Annotated in this window: 16 protein-coding genes and 1 riboswitch; of the genes, 10 read left to right on the top strand and 6 right to left on the bottom strand. The window is 39.7% G+C overall.

Features of this window, described 5'->3' with window-relative positions:
- The first annotated feature begins 101 nt into the window (after positions 1–101).
- From LY28_RS10285 to LY28_RS10300, 4 genes are all read left to right on the top strand, one after another.
- The gene (locus LY28_RS10285; RefSeq protein ID WP_340162542.1) at positions 102–1,133 is read left to right on the top strand and encodes a DUF362 domain-containing protein; all 1,032 of its coding nucleotides are present in this window, start codon (positions 102–104) and stop codon (positions 1,131–1,133) included.
- A gap of 201 nt (positions 1,134–1,334) precedes the next feature.
- Entirely contained in the window at positions 1,335–1,847 is a 513-nt protein-coding gene (locus tag LY28_RS10290; RefSeq protein ID WP_110462103.1) for a MarR family winged helix-turn-helix transcriptional regulator, read from the top strand.
- Positions 1,840–3,570 (top strand): ABC transporter ATP-binding protein, encoded by a 1,731-nt coding sequence (locus LY28_RS10295; RefSeq protein ID WP_110462104.1) that lies wholly within the window; start codon positions 1,840–1,842, stop codon positions 3,568–3,570. Before LY28_RS10290 ends, LY28_RS10295 begins: the two co-directional genes overlap by 8 nt.
- Complete coding sequence (locus LY28_RS10300; RefSeq protein ID WP_110462105.1) at positions 3,570–5,459, top strand: ABC transporter ATP-binding protein; 1,890 nt, start codon at positions 3,570–3,572, stop codon at positions 5,457–5,459. Before LY28_RS10295 ends, LY28_RS10300 begins: the two co-directional genes overlap by 1 nt.
- Before the next feature lie 127 nt (positions 5,460–5,586).
- Here the strand turns inward: LY28_RS10300 and LY28_RS10305 are convergent, their stop codons facing one another.
- The 5 genes from LY28_RS10305 to LY28_RS10325 form a co-directional block, all read right to left on the bottom strand.
- Positions 5,587–6,765 (bottom strand): pyridoxal phosphate-dependent aminotransferase, encoded by a 1,179-nt coding sequence (locus LY28_RS10305; protein ID WP_110462106.1) that lies wholly within the window; start codon positions 6,763–6,765, stop codon positions 5,587–5,589.
- 132 nt (positions 6,766–6,897) lie between these two features.
- Positions 6,898–8,661 carry an Rqc2 family fibronectin-binding protein gene (locus LY28_RS10310; RefSeq protein ID WP_110462107.1) on the bottom strand — a complete coding sequence of 588 codons (1,764 nt, stop codon included), beginning with the start codon at positions 8,659–8,661 and terminating at the stop codon, positions 6,898–6,900.
- 241 nt (positions 8,662–8,902) lie between these two features.
- Positions 8,903–9,382: an Lrp/AsnC family transcriptional regulator gene (locus LY28_RS10315; protein WP_110462108.1), complete on the bottom strand. Its 480-nt coding sequence runs from the start codon at positions 9,380–9,382 to the stop codon at positions 8,903–8,905.
- A gap of 276 nt (positions 9,383–9,658) precedes the next feature.
- Positions 9,659–10,927 (bottom strand): O-acetylhomoserine aminocarboxypropyltransferase/cysteine synthase family protein, encoded by a 1,269-nt coding sequence (locus LY28_RS10320; RefSeq protein ID WP_110462109.1) that lies wholly within the window; start codon positions 10,925–10,927, stop codon positions 9,659–9,661.
- Positions 10,928–11,495: 568 nt separating this feature from the next.
- The gene (locus tag LY28_RS10325) at positions 11,496–13,763 is read right to left on the bottom strand and encodes a sodium-translocating pyrophosphatase (RefSeq protein ID WP_110462110.1); all 2,268 of its coding nucleotides are present in this window, start codon (positions 13,761–13,763) and stop codon (positions 11,496–11,498) included.
- Between the two features lie 647 nt (positions 13,764–14,410).
- Between LY28_RS10325 and LY28_RS10330 the strand changes: the two genes are divergently transcribed.
- Positions 14,411–14,566 carry an aspartyl-phosphate phosphatase Spo0E family protein gene (locus tag LY28_RS10330; RefSeq protein ID WP_110462111.1) on the top strand — a complete coding sequence of 52 codons (156 nt, stop codon included), beginning with the start codon at positions 14,411–14,413 and terminating at the stop codon, positions 14,564–14,566.
- Here the strand turns inward: LY28_RS10330 and LY28_RS10335 are convergent.
- Positions 14,563–14,796 (bottom strand): hypothetical protein, encoded by a 234-nt coding sequence (locus LY28_RS10335; RefSeq protein WP_110462112.1) that lies wholly within the window; start codon positions 14,794–14,796, stop codon positions 14,563–14,565. The two genes, LY28_RS10330 and LY28_RS10335, sit on opposite strands and share 4 nt — an antisense overlap.
- Positions 14,797–14,957: 161 nt before the next feature.
- Here LY28_RS10335 and LY28_RS10340 point away from each other — a divergent pair, with 161 nt between their 5' ends.
- From LY28_RS10340 to recJ, 5 genes are all read left to right on the top strand, one after another.
- On the top strand, positions 14,958–15,485 hold the full coding sequence (locus LY28_RS10340) for a GNAT family N-acetyltransferase (protein ID WP_110462113.1): 528 nt from the start codon (positions 14,958–14,960) through the stop codon (positions 15,483–15,485).
- A gap of 146 nt (positions 15,486–15,631) precedes the next feature.
- A riboswitch (cyclic di-AMP (ydaO/yuaA leader) is annotated at positions 15,632–15,766 on the top strand.
- 1 nt (position 15,767) lies between these two features.
- Complete coding sequence (locus tag LY28_RS10345; RefSeq protein ID WP_110462114.1) at positions 15,768–16,649, top strand: C40 family peptidase; 882 nt, start codon at positions 15,768–15,770, stop codon at positions 16,647–16,649.
- 306 nt (positions 16,650–16,955) lie between these two features.
- Complete coding sequence (locus LY28_RS10350; RefSeq protein ID WP_242981216.1) at positions 16,956–19,340, top strand: DNA internalization-related competence protein ComEC/Rec2; 2,385 nt, start codon at positions 16,956–16,958, stop codon at positions 19,338–19,340.
- An 84-nt stretch (positions 19,341–19,424) separates the two neighbouring features.
- On the top strand, positions 19,425–20,447 hold the full coding sequence (gene holA / locus LY28_RS10355) for a DNA polymerase III subunit delta (RefSeq protein ID WP_110462177.1): 1,023 nt from the start codon (positions 19,425–19,427) through the stop codon (positions 20,445–20,447).
- A gap of 99 nt (positions 20,448–20,546) precedes the next feature.
- Positions 20,547–22,307, top strand: coding sequence for a single-stranded-DNA-specific exonuclease RecJ (gene recJ, locus LY28_RS10360; RefSeq protein ID WP_110462115.1), 1,761 nt, complete (start codon positions 20,547–20,549; stop codon positions 22,305–22,307).
- Positions 22,308–22,501 lie beyond the last annotated feature (194 nt).

Consider the following 22,501-nt stretch of genomic DNA (forward strand, 5'->3'; position numbering starts at 1 on the left):
GCAAAAAAATCAGGGGTAAAAACCCGCAATTTAAACCTGCCCCAAAGGTTAGAGCTAAAATCTGATGATTGGAGATAGGTTTAAATCGCGGGGTTTTTTATTTGCGGATTTGGAAAGAATATAACAGGGGAAGCCTGAGCAGGGATATGCCTTTTGTGCGGGAAAATTGGGCTGTCAAGCTGTCAAGCAAGCTGTCAGCAACTGAATATATGGCAAAAAGAGGAGAGAAGACTATGAGACAAAGACGCTGGATGAATTCAAGGGTTTCTATTACTCATAATGATAATGAAGCAGCAGCAATAAAAGATGCAATTAACCTGCTTCAGGTAATTCCGGCTGTAAACAGCAGTGATGTGGTAGTTATAACACCAAACTGGGTAAAAAATCAAGCGCCGGATTCTGCGATAGTAGTTGGACAGGAGAGTCTGAGACAAATTATAAGGCTTTTCAAGGGCAAAAATCCCAAGAGAATAGTAATAGCAGCCGGTTCGGCGGATGATGAGACTAAAAATGTAATGAAAGCAGTGGGATATGAAAAGATTATTACAGATGAAGGAGCAGAATTCATAGATTTAAATCATGGGCCGTTTGAAAGGCTTACGCTGAAGCATTCCGTTATTGCCTCAACCAATATAAATAAAATTTTATATGAGGCAACTATACTTATATCCTTTACGCAATTAAAATATCATGAGGAAGCAACTGTTTCCGCTGCCATAAAGAATATTGCAATGGGCTGGCCCCCGGCTGAGGAACACGGATTTCCAAAAAAGCAAACAGGGATACACAGAGAACTGCACGGCTTTATATCAGCTATGGCAGAGCAGATACCCATTGATTTGTCAATTATAAGTGCAAGTCCTGCCATGATAGGCACAGGGCCTTCAAAGGGAATATCGCGCCATACCGGACTGGTGGTTGCAGGCTGTGATCCTGTTTCAGCAGATACGGTAGCTGCAAGGCTTTTGGGTTTTAGACCCCAAGGAGTAAGATATTTATTTGAGTGTGCAGGTAAAAACGTAGGTGAAAGTGACATAGAAAAAATAAGCATAGAGGGCATACCCTTGGTTGATGCGGAAAATATATTCAGCAGGGCGGCATACGGAGCTGCCATAGCTTTAGACAAGCCTTAGAAATTCTGCCGGCACAGCCGATATTCCATCGTTTTTCAGGGGATTAAGCTTTTAAACTGAGGCTTAGCCCATAGTAATTAACTTTTAGTTAAAAAATAGTACTTGACAAGTATGTATACTAGGAATATATTTAAACAATAAACCGGTTAACTATTAATTGGTTATTTATTAACCGATTAATCTTTTGAAAGGAGTTGTTTAATGCTTTCTTTTTTTAATATAACAAAGAAAATGAATACCCTTAACATTCTGCACCGTATCTGTATTCAGAAGCAGGTGGCTAAAAACGGACTTTATTTTGGGCAGCCGCCTATTCTGGAATATGTTGCAAATCACGATAAATGCACTCAGTGTGAGGTCGCGGATTTTATGAAGGTATCTCCTGCTTCAATTGCCACGTCTGTAAAGCGTATGCAAAAATCAGGCTTTCTTGAAAAGGTAGCCGATGAAAGTGATCTAAGATATAATCGCCTTAAAATTACGGAAAAGGGAAGAGAGCTGTCGCAGGAATGCCGTAAGGACTTTGACAGGGTGGATGCTCAGATGTTCTCAGGCTTTTCAGATGAGGAATGCGAGCAGCTGTGCGGTTACTTCGAGAGAATGATAAAGAACCTGTCTACGGAGGAACTTGAAAACAAGACATTTTTTTCGCTGATTGCCGAAGGGAAAAAACTTTTAGCCCGGCAAAGCAAGGAGGGAAGGCTTGATGATTAAAAAGCTGATGCCGTATTTATCGAAATACGGTATTTATGCAGTTCTTTGCCCTTTGGCAATTATAGGTGAAGTACTTTTAGAGATACGGATACCGTTTCTCATGGCTAAGATTGTTGACAATGGTATTCCTTCAAAGGACATTGCTTATGTAATGCAAACCGGGGGCTTGATGGTAGTTATGGCACTGCTTTCGCTGCTGTTTGGCGTACTTGGCTCTAAGTTCGGTGCAACCGCAGGCATGGGCTTTGGAAGTGAGCTTAGAAAAGGTCTTTTTAACAAGATTCAGGAATTTTCCTTTTCAAATATTGATAAATTCAGTACCGCGTCCTTGGTTACCCGTTTGACTACTGATGTAAATAATGCCCAGAATGCATTTATGATGATGATTCGTGTACTGGTTCGCGCACCGGTTATGCTGGTCAGTGCAACTATTATGGCATACACTATAAATAAAAGTCTCGTGAAGGTATTTCTGGCTGCTATTCCGGTTTTGTCAGCAGCATTGATTGTGATTGCGGGGCTGGCATTTCCACGTTTTTCAAAGCTGTTGAAAAAATATGATGCTCTGAACGCTTCTGTTCAGGAAAATTTAATAGCTATCAGGGTTGTAAAGGCATTTGTGCGTTCCGGCTATGAAAAGCTGAAATTTAAAGCTGCGAATGACGAGCTTATGAATGCCGCCATGAGAGCTGAAAAAGTGGTTGTCTGTAATATGCCTATTATGCAGATTACAATATACTTCTGCATAGCTGCAATACTATGGTTCGGAGGTAATATGATAATTGCGGGAACAATGCTGACAGGTCAGTTAATCAGCTTTATCAGCTATGTTACGCAAATAATGGTATCACTTATGATGATTTCCATGGTACTTATTACAGTCGTGCTTTCCAGAGCATCGGTCAGCAGGATATTAGAGGTGCTCGATGAAAAAGCTGATATTGCCGATAAGCACATAAAAGGCGGACAAACGGTAAAGGATGGCTCCATTGATTTTGAGGATGTTTCATTCAGATATGATCCTCAGGCGGAAAGTGATACTCTTGAGCATGTGGATATACATATTAAATCAGGGCAGACAATTGGAATTATAGGCGGTACAGGTTCTTCAAAAACAACCTTGGTGCAGCTTATACCCAGATTGTATGATGTGACGGGCGGAAGAGTTCTTGTAGGAGGCGTAGATGTCCGAGATTATAATTTGAAGGAATTAAGAGACTCGGTAGCTATGGTGCTCCAGAAAAATGTTTTGTTTTCCGGTACTATTAAGGATAATCTGAAGTGGGGAAACAAAAATGCAACTGATGAACAAATTATAGCTGCCTGTAAAGCAGCTCAGGCACATGATTTTATAGAAAGCTTTCCGGACGGTTATGAAACCGAGCTGGGACAGGGAGGAGTAAATGTTTCCGGAGGTCAGAAGCAGCGCCTTTGTATTGCAAGGGCATTGCTAAAGGAGCCGAAGATTTTAATTCTGGATGACAGCACAAGTGCGGTAGATACTGCCACAGATTTAAAAATCCGTGAAGCTCTCCGTAATTACAGCGAAGAAATTACTGCTGTAATAATTGCACAGCGTATCAGCTCTGTGTGTGATGCGGATAAAATAATTGTATTGGATGACGGAAAGCTTGATGCAGTAGGAAGTCACAAGGAATTGCTGCAAAACAACAGGATTTATCAGGAAGTTTATTATTCCCAGCAGGAAGGGGTGGGTGCATAATGCCAAGACCGGCAAAACAAAATTTTCAAAAGCCCAAAAGCGCCGGAAAAACTCTTGGACGCATTTTTGGATATATGCTGCATCAGAAGTGGCTGCTTATTATGGTGGCTGTCTTTGTAATAATCAGTTCAGGAGCCGGTGTGGCAGGCACCTACTTTTTAAAGCCTATAATTAATGATTATATTATTCCTTTAATTGGTTCAAATCCGCATGATATAGATTCAGGCCCGTTTATAGGGATAATCATGGTATTATGTTCCATTTATTTGCTTGGGGCAATATCCACCTTTGTGTACAGCAGGACTATGGTTAAAATTTCAAACGGCACCCTTAATTCTATTCGCAAGGATTTGTTTAACAGAATGCAGGATCTGCCTATAAGATATTTTGACACTCATACTCACGGAGAATTAATGAGCCGTTACACAAGTGATGTTGACACTCTCCGTGAAGCAATCAGCAATGGCTTTACTCAATTTATCACTTCCTTTATTACGGTTGCGGGAACCTTTATTATGATGCTGATACTCAGTCCTGTACTGACCTTGCTTATTATTATCATGCTCTTTATTATGTTTACTTTAATCAAAAAGATAGGCGGAAAAAGTGCATTATTTTTTAAAAAGCAGCAAAAGGCTATCGGGGAGGCAAACGGCTATATAGAAGAAATGATTGAAGGGCAGAAAGCAGTAAAGGTTTTTTGTTATGAGGAGGAGACTGTAAATGAATTTGCCAGACTAAATGAAAATTTGCGTCAGGCCTCGACAAACGCCAATACATATGCCAATGTTATGATGCCTGTTATGGGAAATCTTTCTTATTTCAACTATGCCCTTACAGCTGTTGCCGGTGCTGTATTGGTTATGTACGGACGTATGGACATTGGCTCTGTGGCATCATTTTTGCAGTATACCCGGTCCTTTTCACAGCCCATTACTCAAATAAGCCAGCAGTTTAATGCAATACTTTCGGCGCTTGCGGGGGCAGAAAGGATTTTTGAAATTATTGATGAAATTCCGGAGCAGGATGAGGGATATGTTACCTTGGTGAATGCAAAGGAAAATCATGACGGAGTCTTAGCTGAAAGTGAAAGCTGTACCGGCCTGTGGGCATGGAAACACCCTCATCATGACGGGACAGTAACATATACCCGGCTTACGGGAAATGTTCAGTTTTCTGATGTTGATTTTGGATATGATGAAAAGAAGCTGGTTTTACATAATGTATCACTTTTTGCCAAGGCAGGTCAGAAGATTGCCTTTGTGGGTTCCACAGGAGCTGGCAAGACCACTGTTACCAACCTGATTAACAGGTTTTATGATGTGCCTAACGGCAAAATCCGCTATGACGGGATAAATATAAATAAAATAAAAAAGGATGATTTACGCAGATCTCTGGCAATGGTATTGCAGGATACCCATCTGTTTACCGGCACTGTACGTGACAATATCCGTTATGGAAAGCTTGATGCCGCTGAGGATGAGATAATGGCGGCAGCAAAGCTTTCAAATGCTCACAGCTTTATAAAGCATCTTCCGCAAGGATACGACACTATGCTTGTATCAGACGGTGCCAATTTAAGTCAGGGACAGCGCCAGTTGATTGCAATTGCACGTGCCGCTGTTGCAAATCCTCCGGTTCTTATACTGGATGAGGCCACAAGCTCAATTGATACCAGAACGGAAGCGCTGATTGAGAAGGGCATGGATAAGCTTATGCACGGGCGTACTGTATTTGTTATTGCACATCGGCTTTCAACAGTTCGCAATGCCGATGTCATTGCAGTTCTGGAAAACGGAGAGATAATAGAGCTGGGAAACCATGAGGAGCTGATAGCAGGACGCGGAAAATACTACCAGCTTTATACGGGGCAGTTCGAGCTGTCTTGAATTTATGGCAGCACCTCCCTAAATATTCATAAGAACAGCAGCTTAACAGGCGTATACATCCGGCGGATATTGACCGGATGTATACGCCTGTTAAGCTTTAGAACCTATATGTAAGGCTCTGTTTCAATTATTTGAATTCTTCTGCCAATGCCTTGAATGCGGGCAGTGAGGCCTTGATTGTTTCGAGGCTGCAGCAGTATGCCAGACGGAAATAACCCGGACGCCCGAAGCCGGAACCCGGAACAATAAGAAGATTATGCTTTAAAGCTCTGTTCTTAAATTCAACGTCATCTGCAAGCAGTGCTTTAGGAAAGAGGTAGAAGGCTCCGTCAGGCTTGACGCACTCATAACCGAAATTGATAAGACTATTGTAGAGTAAGTCTCTTCTTTCCTTGTAAATATTTATATCTACAGAAGAATTAATTGCTTTTGCAACTACTTTTTGAAAGAGTGCGGGTGCATTTACAAAGCCTAAAATTCTGTTGCAGTAAATCAGACCGCCCATAAGAGAAGCAATATCATCAGCTTCAGGATTTGCGGCAATATAGCCCATACGTTCCCCGGGCAAGGATAGGGATTTGCTGAAGCAGTCAATCATAATTGCATTTCTGTATATAGTTAATATGTTGGGAACCTCTACGTCATAAGCCAGCTTTCTATAAGGCTCATCAGAAATTATATAAATTGTATGCCCGTATTCCTTGCTTTTTTTCTCAAGTACATTTGCTATTTCGGTTAAAATCTTCTTACTGTAAACAACACCCGTAGGATTGTTCGGAGTGTTAATAAGAACTGCTTTTGTATTTGAAGTAATGCTTTTTGTTAAAAGCTCCGTGTCCGGCAAGAAGGTTTTATAATCTGTGTCAATTACTTTAAGCCTTCCGCCGTGGTTATCAATATATGAGTTATATTCTACAAAATATGGGGCAAAAACTATAACCTCCTCACCCGGATTAAGGAGAGTTTTTAATACAACATTCAAGGCCCCTCCTGCGCCTACAGTCATAACTACATTATCGGAGCCGAGTTTAAGACCTGTTTCACTATTGATTTTTTCTGCAAGGGCTTCTCTTACCTCGGGGTAACCGGCGTTGTTCATATATGAGTGCATTTTTAGCTCCTCGGAATTTGCAAGCTCACGAAGTGCCGCCTTTACCTCGGCCGGCGGCTCAGGATCGGGATTTCCCAGTGAAAAGTCATAGACCTTGTCATCACCGTAAATTTTTTTAAGCTTTGCACCTTCCTCGAACATAGCTCTTATCATAGATGAGTTTTTTATGCTGTTGCTGATTTTATCAGATATCATGACGCCTTACCTCCTAAAAAATATGTAATAAAGTTTAATATGTTTTTAGATATATAGTATATATAAATCAAATAAGAATTATTATTAGCTATCTTGATTTTATCGGCTTGATAAAATTGTTGACGATGTCAGTCATCGTCTATTCACCCGGCAGTAATTAACTTTTGCTTCATCAGGTGATACATTTATTGTTTTAAAGCTTTCATATATAACCATACCGGGCTTTGCTCCGCTTGGCTTTTTGACATTTTTTACCTGAGTGTAGTCAACCGGAACATTACAGGACATTCTTGCACTGCTGAAATATGCGGCTAAAGTTGCCGCCTCCAAAAGGGTTGAAGCCGGTATTTCCTGCCGTTCGGTTCTGACTATTACATGTGAGCCTGGGATGTTTTTTGTATGAAGCCATAAATCATATGACGAGGCGGTTTTCAGAGTAAGTAAATCATTCTGCTTATTGTTTTTGCCCACTAAAATGCGGAAACCGTCAGCTGATGTAAATTCCAAGGGTGAGGAAGGCTTATCCTGCTTTTTTTTGAGGTTTCTGGAGGAAAGTCTCATATAGCCCTGATCAGTGAGCTCCTGCCTTATTTCGTCGATTTCCTGTTTTGTGCCGCAATTATCAAGCATGGCTTTAACACTCTCAAAGTATTGCAGCTCGGAAAGTGTATCCTGCAGCTGCCGGGTTACATTCAGATGTGTGCTCTTAGCCTTTGAATACTGCTTGAAATATCTTTGAGCGTTGTCCTGTGCAGATCTGTTTTCATCTAAGGGGATATCCAGATATTCCTCATTTTCGCTATAGTAGTTCAGAACTCTGGCAGTCTCCGCTCCTTGAGGTATGCAGTATATATTCGCTGTAATAAGCTCTCCGTAAAGCTTTAATTTGTCTCTGCCGGCAACTTCCCTGAGCTTATCGTCAAAAATTGAAAGCTTTTTTTCCAAACGCTCTATACCATTCTTTACAACCTTGGCAACATCGCCCTTTTTCTGGCCAAGTCTCTCTGTAGTGTCCCTTTGTGCGTAGAACTCGTCAAGTGCGGAGGAAAGAGTGTCAAACTGCTGTACAAAATCTGACAGTGAAGGTGTAAAGCAATAAAAATCAGCCGGATGCAAAAAATTTTTATCCTCGTAAATAATGCAAGGCTTATAAGAATTATTCCTTATTTTATCTATATAGTTACTTAATGCGGATATAATATTTACTTTGTCTGTATTAAGCAAATCAGCTAAAGGTGTTTTTGGAGAAACTCCGGCATAAGCGCAAATATCTCTGCAGGTATAAGGACTGAAGCCCTTGATTGAGCTTAAAAGCAGATTTTCAATGTTTTTTGCGGAAGTTACATCACTGTCAAGCAGAGCAGCCGGAGAAATGCTCTCAGGAAGCTGCTTGTCCTGAGGGGGAGGAAGAAAATACTGCCTCGCAGGCATAATTTCCCTGACACTGCTGATATCACTGTCTATATGCTTAACAGCATCAATTATCTTGTCCTCACTGTTGAGAAGAATAATATTACTGTATTTGCCCATTATTTCAACAACTAATCTTTTTACTGACAGATCACCAAGCTCATTAACTGATTCGACATTTATGGAGATAACTCTTTCGTAGTCGTGGAAACTGATATTGAGCAGCTTTCCCCCTGAGATGTGCTTCCTCATGAGCATACAAAATACAGGAGGTGTCTGAGGGTTTTCCTTCTGTGCCGACGTTACATGAAGGCGGGGATAGCTGGCGTTTGCACTTGCAACAAGTCTGTAGTTCTGACCGTTTGAGCGTACAAGAAGCACTATTTCGTCGCTTTCCGGCTGAAAAACCTTATCAACTCTTCCTCCTGACAGCAATCGGTTTAATTCATTTACGATACATTTTGTAACAATTCCGTCAAATGGCATTCTGTTTGAACTCCTAGTTTATATTATCTTTTATTGCCTTGTGTGAAAGGCGTTCCTGATATTTTACACAAGGCTTATTACGTACCTTGTATGTTAATTATACCATTATGGGCACTAACATCCTAGTGATTTTTCCAAACTCAAACCGCGTTCAAAATTAGCTAAAAAGAGTAATTCTATTAAAAAGACGATATAAATATCGTCGCTAAGGCTTGAACCATAAATTGACTTTGGTCAATTTCTATGGCCCGGAAGTCTCAAATGGCAGACAAAAGCTCTGCTTGTCAGTACTCAGCACCATGCTTGTTTCAATTTTGTTAACTCCCGGGAAGGATAAAAGAGTATCAATTAAAAAATCCCGGCAGTCAGCAAGGTCATGGGAAATGATTTTTATCAGGTAATCCCAGCTTCCGCTTATATTGTAGCATTCCAATATCTGGGGGGTGTCTTTTATTTTTGACAGAAAAGCATTGGATATATCCCTGTTATGAGGGGATAAGGTTATAAAAGTAAATGCTGTAACCTCATACCCTAACATTTTTTCATCAACAATCGCAGCAAATTTTTTAATTGCTCCTATTTCTTTAAGACGCTTTGTGCGGCTTAAACATGCAGAGGGGGAAAGACCTACTTTTTCAGCCAGATCCTTGTTGGATATTGAAGAATCAGACTGCAACAGGTCTATCAGCTGTTTATCAAGCTCATCAAAAGTCACGGACATTCAAGCTAACCTCCTATGCCGGATATCGGCACAAAATAATTTATCAAACTATACCGGCGGAAAACCTCTGCTTCGCAGAGAACCGGTGTTTTTCCCGCCTTGTCCACATTCCTTATGGGTAACCTCCATGCCGGTTATGGGCACAATAAATAATGAAGGCAACGCGGAGGCATTAATTGCAAAGTCAATTACTATCAGCTAAAAACGAGGATATCTCCAAGGAGTGCATCGTTTGACATAGGCCGATAATAATTGACTTTAGCTGGCTTTTGGTTATCAGTCCTCAAGCGCCTGACGTATATCATCAATTATATCGTCGGTATTTTCAATACCGACAGAAAATCTTATAAGACCCGGCTCGATTCCTGCCTGAATCAGCTGCTTGTCTGTCATTTGCCTGTGTGTTGAGCTGGCGGGATGGAGAACGGCAGTTCTGCAGTCGGCAACGTGTACTACTATTGCAGCAAGCTTCAGCTTGTCCATAAACTTAACGGCAGCTTCTCTGCCTCCGCTGATCTGGAAGGAAATGACACCGCTGCAGCCATTGGGAAGATATTTCTTGGCTAAAGCATGATAATTATCATTTTCCAGCATCGGGTAGCTGACAGAGATTATTTTGCCGCTTTCCGACAGGAAACGGGCCACCTTTTCCGCATTGCGGCAATGGCGTTCCATTCTCAGATGTAAGGTTTCCAAGCCTAAATTTAAAAGAAATGCACTGCTTGCAGTCATAGCAGCTCCGTAGTCTCTCATAAGCTGAACTCTGGCTTTTGTAATATAGGCTGCCTTCCCGCAGTCTCTTGTATAAACAATGCCGTGGTATGATTGGTCAGGCTCGCACAAGCCGGGAAAGTTTCCGTTTTCCCAATTGAAGTTGCCTGAATCCACGATTACTCCGCCTACACAAACGGCGTGTCCGTCCATGTATTTGGTGGTGGAATGGATTACAATGTCCGCACCGTGTTCAATAGGTCTCAGTAAAATAGGGGTGGCAAAGGTATTGTCAATAATCAGGGGGACATTATTTTTATGAGCTATACCGGCAAATTTTTCTATATCAAGGATGCTTATTTTTGGATTTGCAATAGATTCACCAAACAATGCTTTTGTGTTTGGCTTAAAAGCCTTTTGGATTTCTTCTTCGGAGCAGTCCTGATCAATAAACGTAATGCTTATTCCCATTTCTCTGAACCTTTTATCCATAAGGTTAAAGGTGCCCCCGTATATTGCAGATGAAGATACTATGTGGTCTCCTGCTTTGCATATATTCAGAAGTGAAATCATCGAAGCTGCCTGTCCGGAGGAGGTACAAAGAGCTCCAACTCCGCCCTCCAATGCCGCTATTTTATTTTCAACACATTCAACAGTAGGATTGCTGATTCTGGAATACATATGCCCCGGAGCAGTTAAGTCGAACAATTGAGCAACATGCTCGGTTGAGTCGTATTTATAGGTTGTGCTTTGATAAATTGGGAGGACACGCGGCTCTCCGTTTCCCGGCTTATATCCTTCCTGCAAGCACTTGGTTTCAATTTTCCATGACATTTCTAAATCATCCTTTCAATTCATATATTAAGTCGATTACTATTGGCTGTAAAACAGTAATTAATTTTAGTTAAATTCAATTTCATGATATACTAAAAATACAAAATTGTATACTATATTTTTGGTAATTTGAGAAATATTATTTTATATATTTTTAAATTTTACAGATTGGTATTCAGAGCTTGCCTGACTAAAGTCAGTTCCTGACTAAAGTCAGTTCCTGACTAAAGTCAATTCCTGACTAAAGTCAGTTCCTGACTAAAGTCAATTCCTGACTAAAGTCAATTCCTGACTAAAGTCAATTCCTGACTAAAGTCAGTTACGGTTCAAGCCTTCGCGACAATATATCGTCTTTTAAGGAAAATTAAGCTTTTAGGCTGATTTTAAACGCAGTTTGGGTTTGATAAAAATTTATGGCAGAATTGCCGTATGTACATGAAGCACAGATATGCTATGTTTAAAGGCTGAACTAAAAGTTCCGGGACTGGCTGATACAATCCCGGAACTCCTTTGCTTTTCATAGATAAATATATCAATTAACTTTGAAGCTCTTTTATAATTTGAACCATTATGAATTTATATCCTGAATTTTTTTTGATTTATTAAAGCCGCCCTTCTTAGAGTACATGATGGCTCCAACTATCAAGACCGCACAAATTGCCAAAGCAATAATCATTCCGGGATCAGTGCTCTTGTACTGTATCAGGACAGGAGCCGCCAGCAGGGAAACAAGGTTTATAACCTTTATCATGGGATTGAGAGCAGGGCCTGCGGTATCCTTCAGGGGGTCGCCTACAGTGTCGCCGACAACGGCGGCCTTGTGGCAATCAGAACCCTTTCCGCCATGATTGCCGTCCTCAATGGTTTTCTTTGCGTTGTCCCAAGCTCCTCCTGAGGTTGCCATAAATACGGCTAACAGCTGGCCGGAAACAATAACTCCTCCGAGCAAGCCTCCCAATGCCTCAACTCCAAGTAATATACCCACTAATAAAGGAGCCAGAACGGAAATTACAGCCAAGGGCAGCAGCTCTCTCTGGGCAGCAACCGTACATATATCAACTGCGTTCTGGTAATCCGGCTTAACCTTGCCTTCAAGCAGCCCCGGAACCTTGAATTGTCTGCGCACTTCATTCACAATCAAAGAAGCGGCTCTTGTTACCGAATTGATAATCAGAGAAGAGAACAGCCACGGAATACATGCGCCGATCAGCATACCGACAAAAACAACCGGGCTTGAAATTCTGATACCTGTATCAAAAATTGTTTCGCTGGCACCCATTCCCACCTGAATCTTTGTAACATCAGTCAGGAAGGAGCCGAATAATGAAACGGCAGCTATTACGGCAGAACCGATAGCAACACCCTTGGTAATGGCCTTGGTCGTGTTTCCGGTTGCATCGAGGCTGTCAAGAACCTTTCTGGAGGCCTTGTCAAGACCAGACAGCTCGGCAATTCCGTTTGCATTATCGGCAATAGGCCCGAAGGAGTCCATTGCTACGTTATTGCCGGTAAGAGTCAACATACCGATGCCTGTCATCGCCACACCGTATAATACATAGTGAACATCCTGCCCCCAATAAATAAGTATTGAGCTCATAATAGTGACAGCTATTACTAAAGTCTGCCATACGGCACTTTCATAGCCTTCTGCAATTCCGCGCAGAATCAGGGTTGCCGAGCCGGATTTCGAGGATGCCGCAATATCCTTAACAGGTCTGTATTTTGTATCTGTAAAATGCTTTGTAACCTCGTCCAGAGCCACAGCAAGCAAAATACCAACTGCAACCGACAGGAAGGCTCTCCATTCATTCATATAGAAGGCTGCCAAAAGTGCAAATGAGCCCAGACTTATGGCAGCTGAGGTATAGAAGCCTTTGTTTATGGAATTCAGCGCGTCACTTTTTTTAGAATCCTTGACAAGATATGTACCTATGATTGAAGAAAACACGCCGATGCCTCTAACCAGAAGAGGGAATATAATCCATTTCAGCTGGCCTGTTGCTGCATACAGGGAAAGTCCCAATATTAAGCCTGATACAATTGTAACCTCATAGGATTCGAATATATCGGCTGCCATTCCAGCACAGTCGCCTACATTGTCACCCACTAAGTCAGCAATAACGGCAGCATTTCTCGGATCATCCTCGGGAATCCCTGCCTCAACCTTTCCAACCAAATCGGCACCTACATCGGCAGCCTTTGTATATATGCCTCCGCCCACTCTCATAAACAAAGCCAATAAGGTTCCTCCGAAGCCAAAACCCAATAAAGCATCAGGAGCTGCCACTCCCAATACTATAAATATAACGGTTCCTCCAAGCAGCCCCAGTCCGTCTGTAAGCATACCTGTAATAGTTCCTGTGCGGTAGGCGATTTTTAATGCCTCACCGAAACTTCTTCTTGATGCGGAAGCTACACGAACATTACCTTCAACAGCCATTCTCATTCCGAATTGACCTACAAGAAGTGAAAAACCGGCACCCATAATAAATGCAATTGCTCTGGCAAGACCAATAATAAGCTTTACATTGCTTTCGCTAAAGTTTGAAAATCTTTCCATGGCTTCATCGCTTGGCGGAACAATGTAAACTGAGAAGAATAATAAAATAGTGAGTACAGCAATAAGGGGAAGAATTGATTTTAACTGACGGTGTAAATAAGCATCTGCACCGCCCTTAATTGAACCCCACACTTCCTGCATTTTCTGCGTTCCCTTGTCAAACTTCAATACCTGACTGCGGAGCAGCAAGGCATAAGCCAATCCTAAAAAAGCGATTGCAAGAACACACCATATTCCAACAATTTCAAACGTTGTGGCATTACTAAGACTAAACATTCTTTAACACGTCCTTTCCTTGTATTTGCTTGGCAGAATAAAGTCAATTACTATTGACTAAATAAACGATATAGATATCGTCGCGAAGGCTCGAACCGTAATTGACTCAGTAAAAATATAAGTATTCTTTAATTATTCTATAAAATTAAAAATAATCCTTTTTAATATGCATTTTATTCTATAAAATAGCAATTATTGTATATATGTAATCGGCAAAAAAGGTAAGCATGGGCAGGAAAAAGACGGAAGCCTTGTCCGGCTATTTTTTCTTCAGACAGTCGGGAGGTAAATTTGAATATTGTTCTAGATTGACCAATACTAGGGTTAATATTTCTTGCTATTTAGGGAAAGGTAAAGAAAGTCAATTACTATCGGCTGAAAGCCTCCTGAAGTACAAACCCTAAAAACTAAACCGTTGAAACCTTCAAATAAATGCTTGAAAGCATATGTTCGCATGGAAGGCAAAGGTTTCAACCGTAATTGACTTTATGAAAAAAACAGGTACATATTAAAAATTATAATAGCTGTAAGAATTTTATAAGGAATATTAAACCTTACATGCTTTCTGATATATTTACTTTTAGGCAATATAATGATAAAATTGTGTAGTACATTTAATCCACGAATGAAGAGAATGGTGGTATATAATGGAAAATAAAAATGTTATGCTTAATAAAGAAGTGGAATTGCTTAAAAATGAACTCTATTATTTATTAGAAAATGAGCCATGGGCAAAACATGATATTCTCATATTAAGTAAACGTTTGGATAGTCTTATTTTGGAGTTTTACAATTTTGACTAATGTGTATTATTTATCTCTGTGCATTCACTTAATAAATTTTCAACAGCTGTTTTCTGTGTGCCGTCATTTATTTTATGAAAATTATTAAGCATGTAGTTTATCTTAGTTTGAGTATGGCTTTTAAAGGTGCTTATATCTATTTCCTTCTCGTTGTATTTTTGTAATAAAATTGAAAGCAATAAAAATGAACATTCAAATAATTCATCTCTATCATAAAAATTTAATATCATTTTATCTCTCCAATTCAATTTATATTGATATATAAAAAATACAATGAAATTAAAGTTATGTCAATTATTTCCTTGAAATATAATCTTTTAACATTCATTATTTTTGATATAATTTTATAGACAGCTTATTAAATCCTATAATTTAATGAAGGTGAAAAATTATGCTAGATATAAATATAGAGGATGATACATTATATATTAAAAGTATAAATAAAAACAGCATCGGGAATATTTATTCCATATACAGGAATACATATGACTTCAGCTTTGCTACAGGTATTTTTGACTTGATAAATTATGACCAATTTTCACATCAGCTTTCTAAGTTTATTACAAGGCAGGAGGCCTTTTTCCTTGATATCTGTTTTAAAGCATCCGGTGAAGCAATAGGCTTTGTTAAAGGCTCAATTATCCAAGACGAAAAAATAGGCTGGATTAATTCCCTGGCTATAAATAAACTGTACCAAAGAAACGGATATGGACAAAAAGTAATGGAGCTGCTGGAAAAATATTTAGAGCAGCATTTTAATATTACAAGAAATTATCTGTCAGTACATAAAAATAACAGTGCGGGAATTAAATTCTGGAGTACCTGCGGATATGAAGAATGCTTTAATTTATCAGATATATGTCCGGATAAGTCAAATCAGCTGATACGGTTCATGTACAAGGATTGCAGCTTAATATAAGGCCTGTTTAAATTATTTGCTTTGATGCGTAAAGCAACCATAAATACCAAATAAAATGGCTGCATTTCAAAAATATTACCAAAAAATTGCGTGATTATTACGAAAAGTTTGACAATCTGTTACAAAATGAATATAATGGTTATGTAATATAAAAATAGCTGAATCCCCGTTGAAGGGGTACGGAGGAACCAAGAAATTGGGGTGAATCTATGAAAATAGTAGGGCTGTCCTATTGCCCGAGCCCGGCAGCTAACTTCGGAAGCGTCTATATAGGAGGAACTGATGTTGGGTAAGATTAACAAAATACTGGTAGCATGTATTTTTGCTTTTTCTCTTGTTCTTGTTTGTTCGGTTGCAATGGCTGCAAGTCAGTCGGGACAAATTGTCGGAACAAACGTAAACATGAGGACTGCACCGGATACATCTTCAAATGTAATTAAAAAGATATCCAATTCAAAGGTATCAATTCTTGACAAATCCAGCGGCTGGTATAAGATTTCCTTCGAGGGAGACACAGGTTGGGTTAACGGTGACTACATAAAGGCACTGTCAACAGCGGGAACTATCAATGCTAATGGTGTTAATTTCAGAGCGGGTGCCAGTACCGAAAGTAAGATAATTGATACTTTGAATAATGGAAAGAATGTTGTTATTCTTGATACTCAGGCAGGTTGGCACAAGGTAAAAGTTGATTCTGAAGAAGGATATGTTTCGGCTCAGTTTGTTACAGCTTCAAGTGCTTCCGCAAAATCATCACGTTCAACAACAGCAGTAACTGTTACTGAGTCTGACAGCTTCAGCGAAGTAATAGAATATGCAAAGAAGTATGTTGGTGTTCGTTATGTTTCCGGCGGCAAAAGCCCAAAAGGGTTTGATTGCTCAGGTTTTGTAGGTTTTGTTTACAAGCATTTCGGGGTTAGTCTTAACAGTTCGTCTTCCGGCATGTATTCAAACGGCACAAAAGTTTCCAAGAGTGCATTAAAAGCAGGTGATATTCTGTTCTTTGATGCATCTTCAAGAGGAAAAGCAGGGTCGATAGATCATGTTGGTATTTATATGGGTGGTGACAAGTTTATTCATGCATCATCAACGAATAATCAGGTTATTATTCAAAAGTTATCGGAATATCAAGGAACTTATATCGGTGCTAAACGAGTAATGTAATTTTTCATAGAACGCAGAAGCTAATTATATAGGTTTTGCGTTCTTTATTTTTCTTAGGCAGGTTAAGGTTTTGTTTTATTCTATATTTTCAAAATATGAGCAAGCTACGCAGCTTTCCAAGTCTAAAGTAAAATTCACCTGAAAAAATATATATAATCTTATTGTTTAGCCGATAGTAATTGGCTTATGTCAACTTATTCAAAAAATAGCGAAATGAAATTATTTTGCCGGTCTATGCTTCTATTTTATCTTAACTTATTATATAAAATTTAAAAAGCTTAAGCGCATTTGAGAGGATGAAATTATTTGAAGGACTTAAGTGTTTGTGTAAAAAGACCCCTATGCCTTTTTTGCATGTCTTTTATTGCCGGAATAATTCTGTGCTGTAATGCAGGGCTGACGTTACTGCTGATTTTTTTAATTCCTTGCTTGTTTATATGCATTATATTTTTTAGCAGGCTTAAAAATATAATATGTATTACACTTGCAGCACTTATTTTTTTTACCCTTGGGGGTGTTATCTTTAATAATGCCCAAAGGAAATATTACGGCGCTTTTAATGAGGTTTATGATAAGCCGGTAACTGTTGAAGGGTATATAGCCGGTGAAATTGAAAAAAAGGACAATTTGATTAAATTCTATCTGAAAACAAATAAAATAACCTATTTAAAGAATGAAATAAAGGCTGCTGGCAAGCTGCTTGTGAGTGTTTCAGAGGAAAACAGGGCTTTTGACACGAATAAAATAAAATACAGAACCGAGCTATCCTTTTCTGGAAGCATAGAAAATCCCAAAACCATGACAAATCCGGGTGGCTTTGACTACAAGAGATATCTGGCAGCAGCAGGAGTTTCGGGAACCGTATACTTAAAGGGAGGCGCTGACCTTTGCTTAATTGGGGTTAAAGACGGCGGATGGCTTCACAAGCTTGGCTTCGGTATAAAGAATTTTGTTTTAAGACTGGTTGAGCAGTGTCTGGATGAAAAACAGGCGGGGCTGCTTGCGGGAATGCTTATAGGCTATAAGGACGGACTTGATGAAAATGCCTATAATGCTTTCGGTAAAGCCGGATTAACTCATATAATGGTTGCATCCGGTATGAATGTTGCATTTATTATTTTACCGCTTTTATATATTTTTAAAAAAATACATATCGGCAATATCGCTTCAAGTATTATGGCTATAGCCGTTCTTCTTCTCTTTGTGTTTGTCGCGGGATTTTCAGCCTCGGTGGTTCGTGCTGTAATAATGGGAATATTAATATTGCTGGGAAAAGCGGTTATGCGGGAAACGGATATATATACGAGTATTTCTGCCGCTGCCGTTGTTTTGCTGCTTATAAATCCATATACACTTTTTGATATAGGCTTTCAGCTTTCATTTTCTGCAACCCTTGCACTGGTAATGTTTTACCCCGGAATAAAGGCGTTTATCGACCGGAGGCCTCTGCCGGAAATTATTTCAGATACTCTTGCAGCCACTATTGCCGCGCAAATAGGTGTTGTACCCATAACCCTATATTATTTTAATAATTTTTCAACTATTTCAGTCCTGTCAAATCTTCTGGTGGTACCAGTGGTGCAATTGATTACAATTATTGGCTTTGCCATGGTATTTGCAGGACTGGCAAGCATAAATCTTGCCGTTCTTATTGGCTGTGTCAATAATACCTTTTTGTCCTTTGTGCTTTTTGTAACGGAGTATACTTCAAAAATTCCTTATGCTTCTTTAAAACTGCCGACACCGCCTGTCTGGATGATTATACTGTATTACTCGGCGGTACTGTATTTTTTAAAAGGAAGGCTTTATATAAAAAATTTTAAATATTACAGATATTTAAAATATATCTGCATAACATTAGCTGTTATAATTATTATGGTCTGCAATTTGCTTCCTAAGCCTTTGAGAATAACGTTTCTGGATGTTGGTCAGGGAGACGGTGCCTTTATTAAAACAGCCCATGGCAGAAAGCTGTTCATAGACGGAGGAGGAAGAGCGGCAGGATCAAAATCAGGATATGATGTCGGGGAAGCTGTGGTGGTACCATATATTTTGGATCAGGGAACTAAAAAAATAGATATTGTTATTGCAACCCATGGACATTCCGATCACACCGAGGGCTTGGAGGCAATATTGAAGGAGATTGAGGTTGGAAGGGTTATATTGCCTGATACCGACGGTAAGGGCTTTGAGAGAATAATAGAAATATGCGGGCAAAAGAAAATTAGTGTTGCTGAGTGCAAAAAAGGGGATATAATAAGACTTGACAAGGATACTGTTCTTGATGTGCTTAATCCTTTAAGCTTTGAAAAGGATTCTTTGTCACAACAATCTTTGAATGACAGCTCATTAGTGTTAAAATTAAGATACAAGAATTCTAAGGTTTTGTTTCAGGGGGATGCGGAAATTCCGGTTGAGCAGAGGCTGCTGGAGCAGGGATCGGATTTGAGCGCAGACATATTAAAGGTTGGACATCACGGCTCATTCAGTTCGACAGGTGAGGCTTTTGTAAAAGGGTCTATATTTAAGTATGCTGTTATTTCTGTGGGCAGAAATAATTTCGGGCATCCTTCTCCGCTGGTTATAGACAGGCTTGAAGAAAGAGGAACATTGCCTTTAAGAACGGATGAGAGGGGAGCGGTTATTGCTGTCAGCTACGGTGAGGGCTTCAGTATAAAAACAATGCGATAAGCTTTTACAACCTTGATTGAACCTGCTCAAGACTTTTTAAAAGAGTGAGCTATGAGCCTTATAAAATATAAAAGAGGAAAATATATGAGTATTGATATTTTAAAAAAACAAATCAAAGAGAATAAGCTGCAAAATATTTATCTTTTCCATGGTGCCGAGGAATACCTGATTAAGTACTATATAAATGCTGTTCAAAGCTTAATAGTAAGTGAAGAAAACAGTGAGCTGAACTATATATTCTTTGACGGTAAAACGGAGGAAGCGGCAATTATTGCCAACTGCGAAACCATGCCCATCTTTAGCGACAAAAAACTGGTTGTTATAAAAAATTCCGGACTTTTTAAAGCGAGGAAGGGTGATAATGACGGCGGCAGCTCAGGAAAAAAGGCTGCAAAGGATACGTTTTCCGCTTATCTTGAAAATATGCCCCCGTATACCTGTCTGATTATGGTGGAGACAGCTATTGACAAAAGGCTCAAGCTGGTCGGCACTATAAAAAAGTATGGACTTATTGTTGAATTTGATTTTCAGAAGCCTGCGGATTTGGTTAAATGGGTTACAAAGGTGTTTGGAAGCTATAAAAAAAGCATTGACAGGATGGCTGCTTCTTATCTGGTTGAAAACAGCGACTATTCCATGACTGAGCTTCTTAACGAAATTGAAAAGGTGGTTAATTTTGTTGGACAAAGGTCTGAAATAGTTATTAAGGATATAGAAGAGGTATGCAGCAAATCAATAAAAAGCAGGATATTTGATCTCACTGATGCAATTTCAGAGGGGAACATTTCCAAAGCACTGAATTTTCTGAATGATATGGCCGCACTCAAGGAGCCTATGCAGAAGGTTTTATTTATGATTATACGACAGATAAGAATGCTGTACAGGATTAAGCTTATGAGGCAGAAAGGCATGAGGGAGGATCTGGTTTCAAAGCAATTGGGACTCACTCCGTATGTTGCTTCAAAGGTGATGAATATCAGCAAAAGCTTGGATATAAGTGTTCTGGAAGGTGCCATGTATTACAGTCTGGAGCTGGATGAGGCTATAAAAACGGGAAGGATTTCGGACAGAGTAGCAATTGAGCTTTTGATTGCGTCAATGGGATAAGTTTATTTGAATTTCATGTTTATGTGGATTATTATATTATTATTGCCCAGAGGCTTTAAAAAGCCGAAGGAAGGGTATTAATATTTTGGAGGCCAAAAATTGGAAAAATGGATTTTAAAGAATCCTAAAAATGACTTTAATAAGATGTCGCGGTCATTGGGGGTTAGTGAGCTTATTTGCAGAATTTTGACAAATAGAGGAATACGGGATTATGATACTGCTAAACGCTTCATAAAGCCTGATATGGAGGAATTGTTTGACGGCAGGGCTATGAAGGATCTGGAAAAGGGAGTACTGATAATAAAGGATAAAATAGACAGCGGTAAAAGGATACGTATAATAGGTGACTATGATGTTGACGGAGTTATAAGTACATATATATTATTCAAGGCTTTGACGGCTTGCGGAGCAAAAGCTGATTATGTAATACCTCACAGAATATTTGACGGCTACGGTATTAATAACGGTATCATTGAAACGGCAAAGAAAGATGGCATTGATACTATTATTACCTGTGACAACGGAATATCGGCAATTGAACAGATAAGCTTTGCAAAGAAAGAAGGACTGACGGTCATAGTCACAGACCATCATGATGTACCTTTTACAGAGGATGACAGCTCAAACAGAATACAAGCTGCACCTGATGCGGATGCGGTTATTGATATGAAGCAGGCTGACTGCAAATATCCCTTCAAGCTGCTGTGCGGCGCAGGAGTGGCTTTTAAATTTATTCAGGTGCTGTACAGAGAAATGAACATACCTGAGAAGGAAGAAACAGCCTTTTATGAATTTCTTGCTATTGCCACAGTCTGTGATGTGGTTGATTTAACGGGAGAAAACAGAATATTGGTTAAAAACGGACTCAGGGCAATTAGCAATACCGGTAATATTGGATTAAACGCACTTATGGAGCAGACAGGGATAAAAGGAAAAGAAATAGGCGTTTATCATCTGGGATTTATTATCGGTCCGTGTATAAACGCATCGGGAAGGCTGGACTGTGCCATCAAGGGATTAGAGCTGCTGCTTTGTACGGACAGCGGGGAAGCGGCCCGGAGGGCTAGGGAGCTTTACTGCCTGAATACCGAAAGAAAGAATATGACATTGGCAGGAGTTGAGGAAGCAGTTGCCGCCATTGAGAACAGCAGCTTGAAAAATGACAGGGTATTGGTTGTTTACAGGCCGGATATTCATGAAAGCATAGCAGGTATTATTGCCGGTAAGATCAGGGAAAGATACAATGCTCCGGCATTTATTCTTACAGACGGTGAGAGCTGTGTAAAAGGCTCGGGAAGGTCTATTGATGCCTATAACATGTTTGAGGAGCTTCAGAAATGCAAGGAGCTGTTGACAAGGTTCGGAGGGCATCCGCTGGCGGCGGGGTTCAGTCTTGAGCCTTGCAATGTGGAGGCTTTAAGAATGCAGCTTAATAATTACTCTGCCCTGACGGAAGATGATTTGATTCAGAAGGTGTATATTGATGCGCAAATACCTGTCAGTGCCGTTAATCTTGCGACGGCAGAGGCTCTGAAGATATTGGAGCCCTACGGAAAAGGAAATTCAAAGCCGGTTTTTGCGGACAAAAATATATCGGTCAAAAGGGCCGCTGTATTAGGTGCCAACAAAAATGTGCTGAAGCTCCGGCTATTGTCTGAAGGTAAATATATTGACTGTATTTATTTTGGAGATATACAGGAATTTGATGATTATTTAAAAGAAAGGTTTGGCGAAGAGGAAGTAAGCAGTATGTATTCCGGGCAGAAAAATAACATTAGGCTGGATTTGACTTTTAACATTGATGTCAATGAATATAACGGATACAGGAATGCTCAGCTTATATTGCTGAATTATAGGTAAATTCCACAAGTGCTGCTATTGATGGTTGCCGGCGGAAGAACACCAAATGGATAAAATAGCACTTATAATATAGTTTTACAAATAAGTACAGGCTATATCAGATAAAAATCAATTTACTTGTAAGAATGTCAGTATTTCATTATAATAGTTATATTATATTTGATTTGTGATTTGATTCGGGTTCTTTAGCTGAT

The sequence above is a fragment of the Ruminiclostridium sufflavum DSM 19573 genome (assembly GCF_003208175.1).
In the GTDB taxonomy this organism is placed as follows: Bacteria; Bacillota; Clostridia; order Acetivibrionales; family DSM-1351; genus Ruminiclostridium; species Ruminiclostridium sufflavum.

Coding starts and splice junctions, on each gene's coding strand:
- LY28_RS10290 (WP_110462103.1), top strand. CDS start 1,335: ATGCTTTCTTTTTTTAATATAACAAAGAAAATGAATACCCTTAACATT.
- LY28_RS10295 (WP_110462104.1), top strand. CDS start 1,840: ATGATTAAAAAGCTGATGCCGTATTTATCGAAATACGGTATTTATGCA.
- LY28_RS10300 (WP_110462105.1), top strand. CDS start 3,570: ATGCCAAGACCGGCAAAACAAAATTTTCAAAAGCCCAAAAGCGCCGGA.
- LY28_RS10305 (WP_110462106.1), bottom strand. CDS start 6,765: ATGATATCTGATAAAATCAGCAACAGCATAAAAAACTCATCTATGATA.
- LY28_RS10310 (WP_110462107.1), bottom strand. CDS start 8,661: ATGCCATTTGACGGAATTGTTACAAAATGTATCGTAAATGAATTAAAC.
- LY28_RS10315 (WP_110462108.1), bottom strand. CDS start 9,382: ATGTCCGTGACTTTTGATGAGCTTGATAAACAGCTGATAGACCTGTTG.
- LY28_RS10320 (WP_110462109.1), bottom strand. CDS start 10,927: ATGTCATGGAAAATTGAAACCAAGTGCTTGCAGGAAGGATATAAGCCG.
- LY28_RS10325 (WP_110462110.1), bottom strand. CDS start 13,763: ATGTTTAGTCTTAGTAATGCCACAACGTTTGAAATTGTTGGAATATGG.
- LY28_RS10330 (WP_110462111.1), top strand. CDS start 14,411: ATGGAAAATAAAAATGTTATGCTTAATAAAGAAGTGGAATTGCTTAAA.
- LY28_RS10335 (WP_110462112.1), bottom strand. CDS start 14,796: ATGATATTAAATTTTTATGATAGAGATGAATTATTTGAATGTTCATTT.
- LY28_RS10340 (WP_110462113.1), top strand. CDS start 14,958: ATGCTAGATATAAATATAGAGGATGATACATTATATATTAAAAGTATA.
- LY28_RS10345 (WP_110462114.1), top strand. CDS start 15,768: ATGTTGGGTAAGATTAACAAAATACTGGTAGCATGTATTTTTGCTTTT.
- holA (WP_110462177.1), top strand. CDS start 19,425: ATGAGTATTGATATTTTAAAAAAACAAATCAAAGAGAATAAGCTGCAA.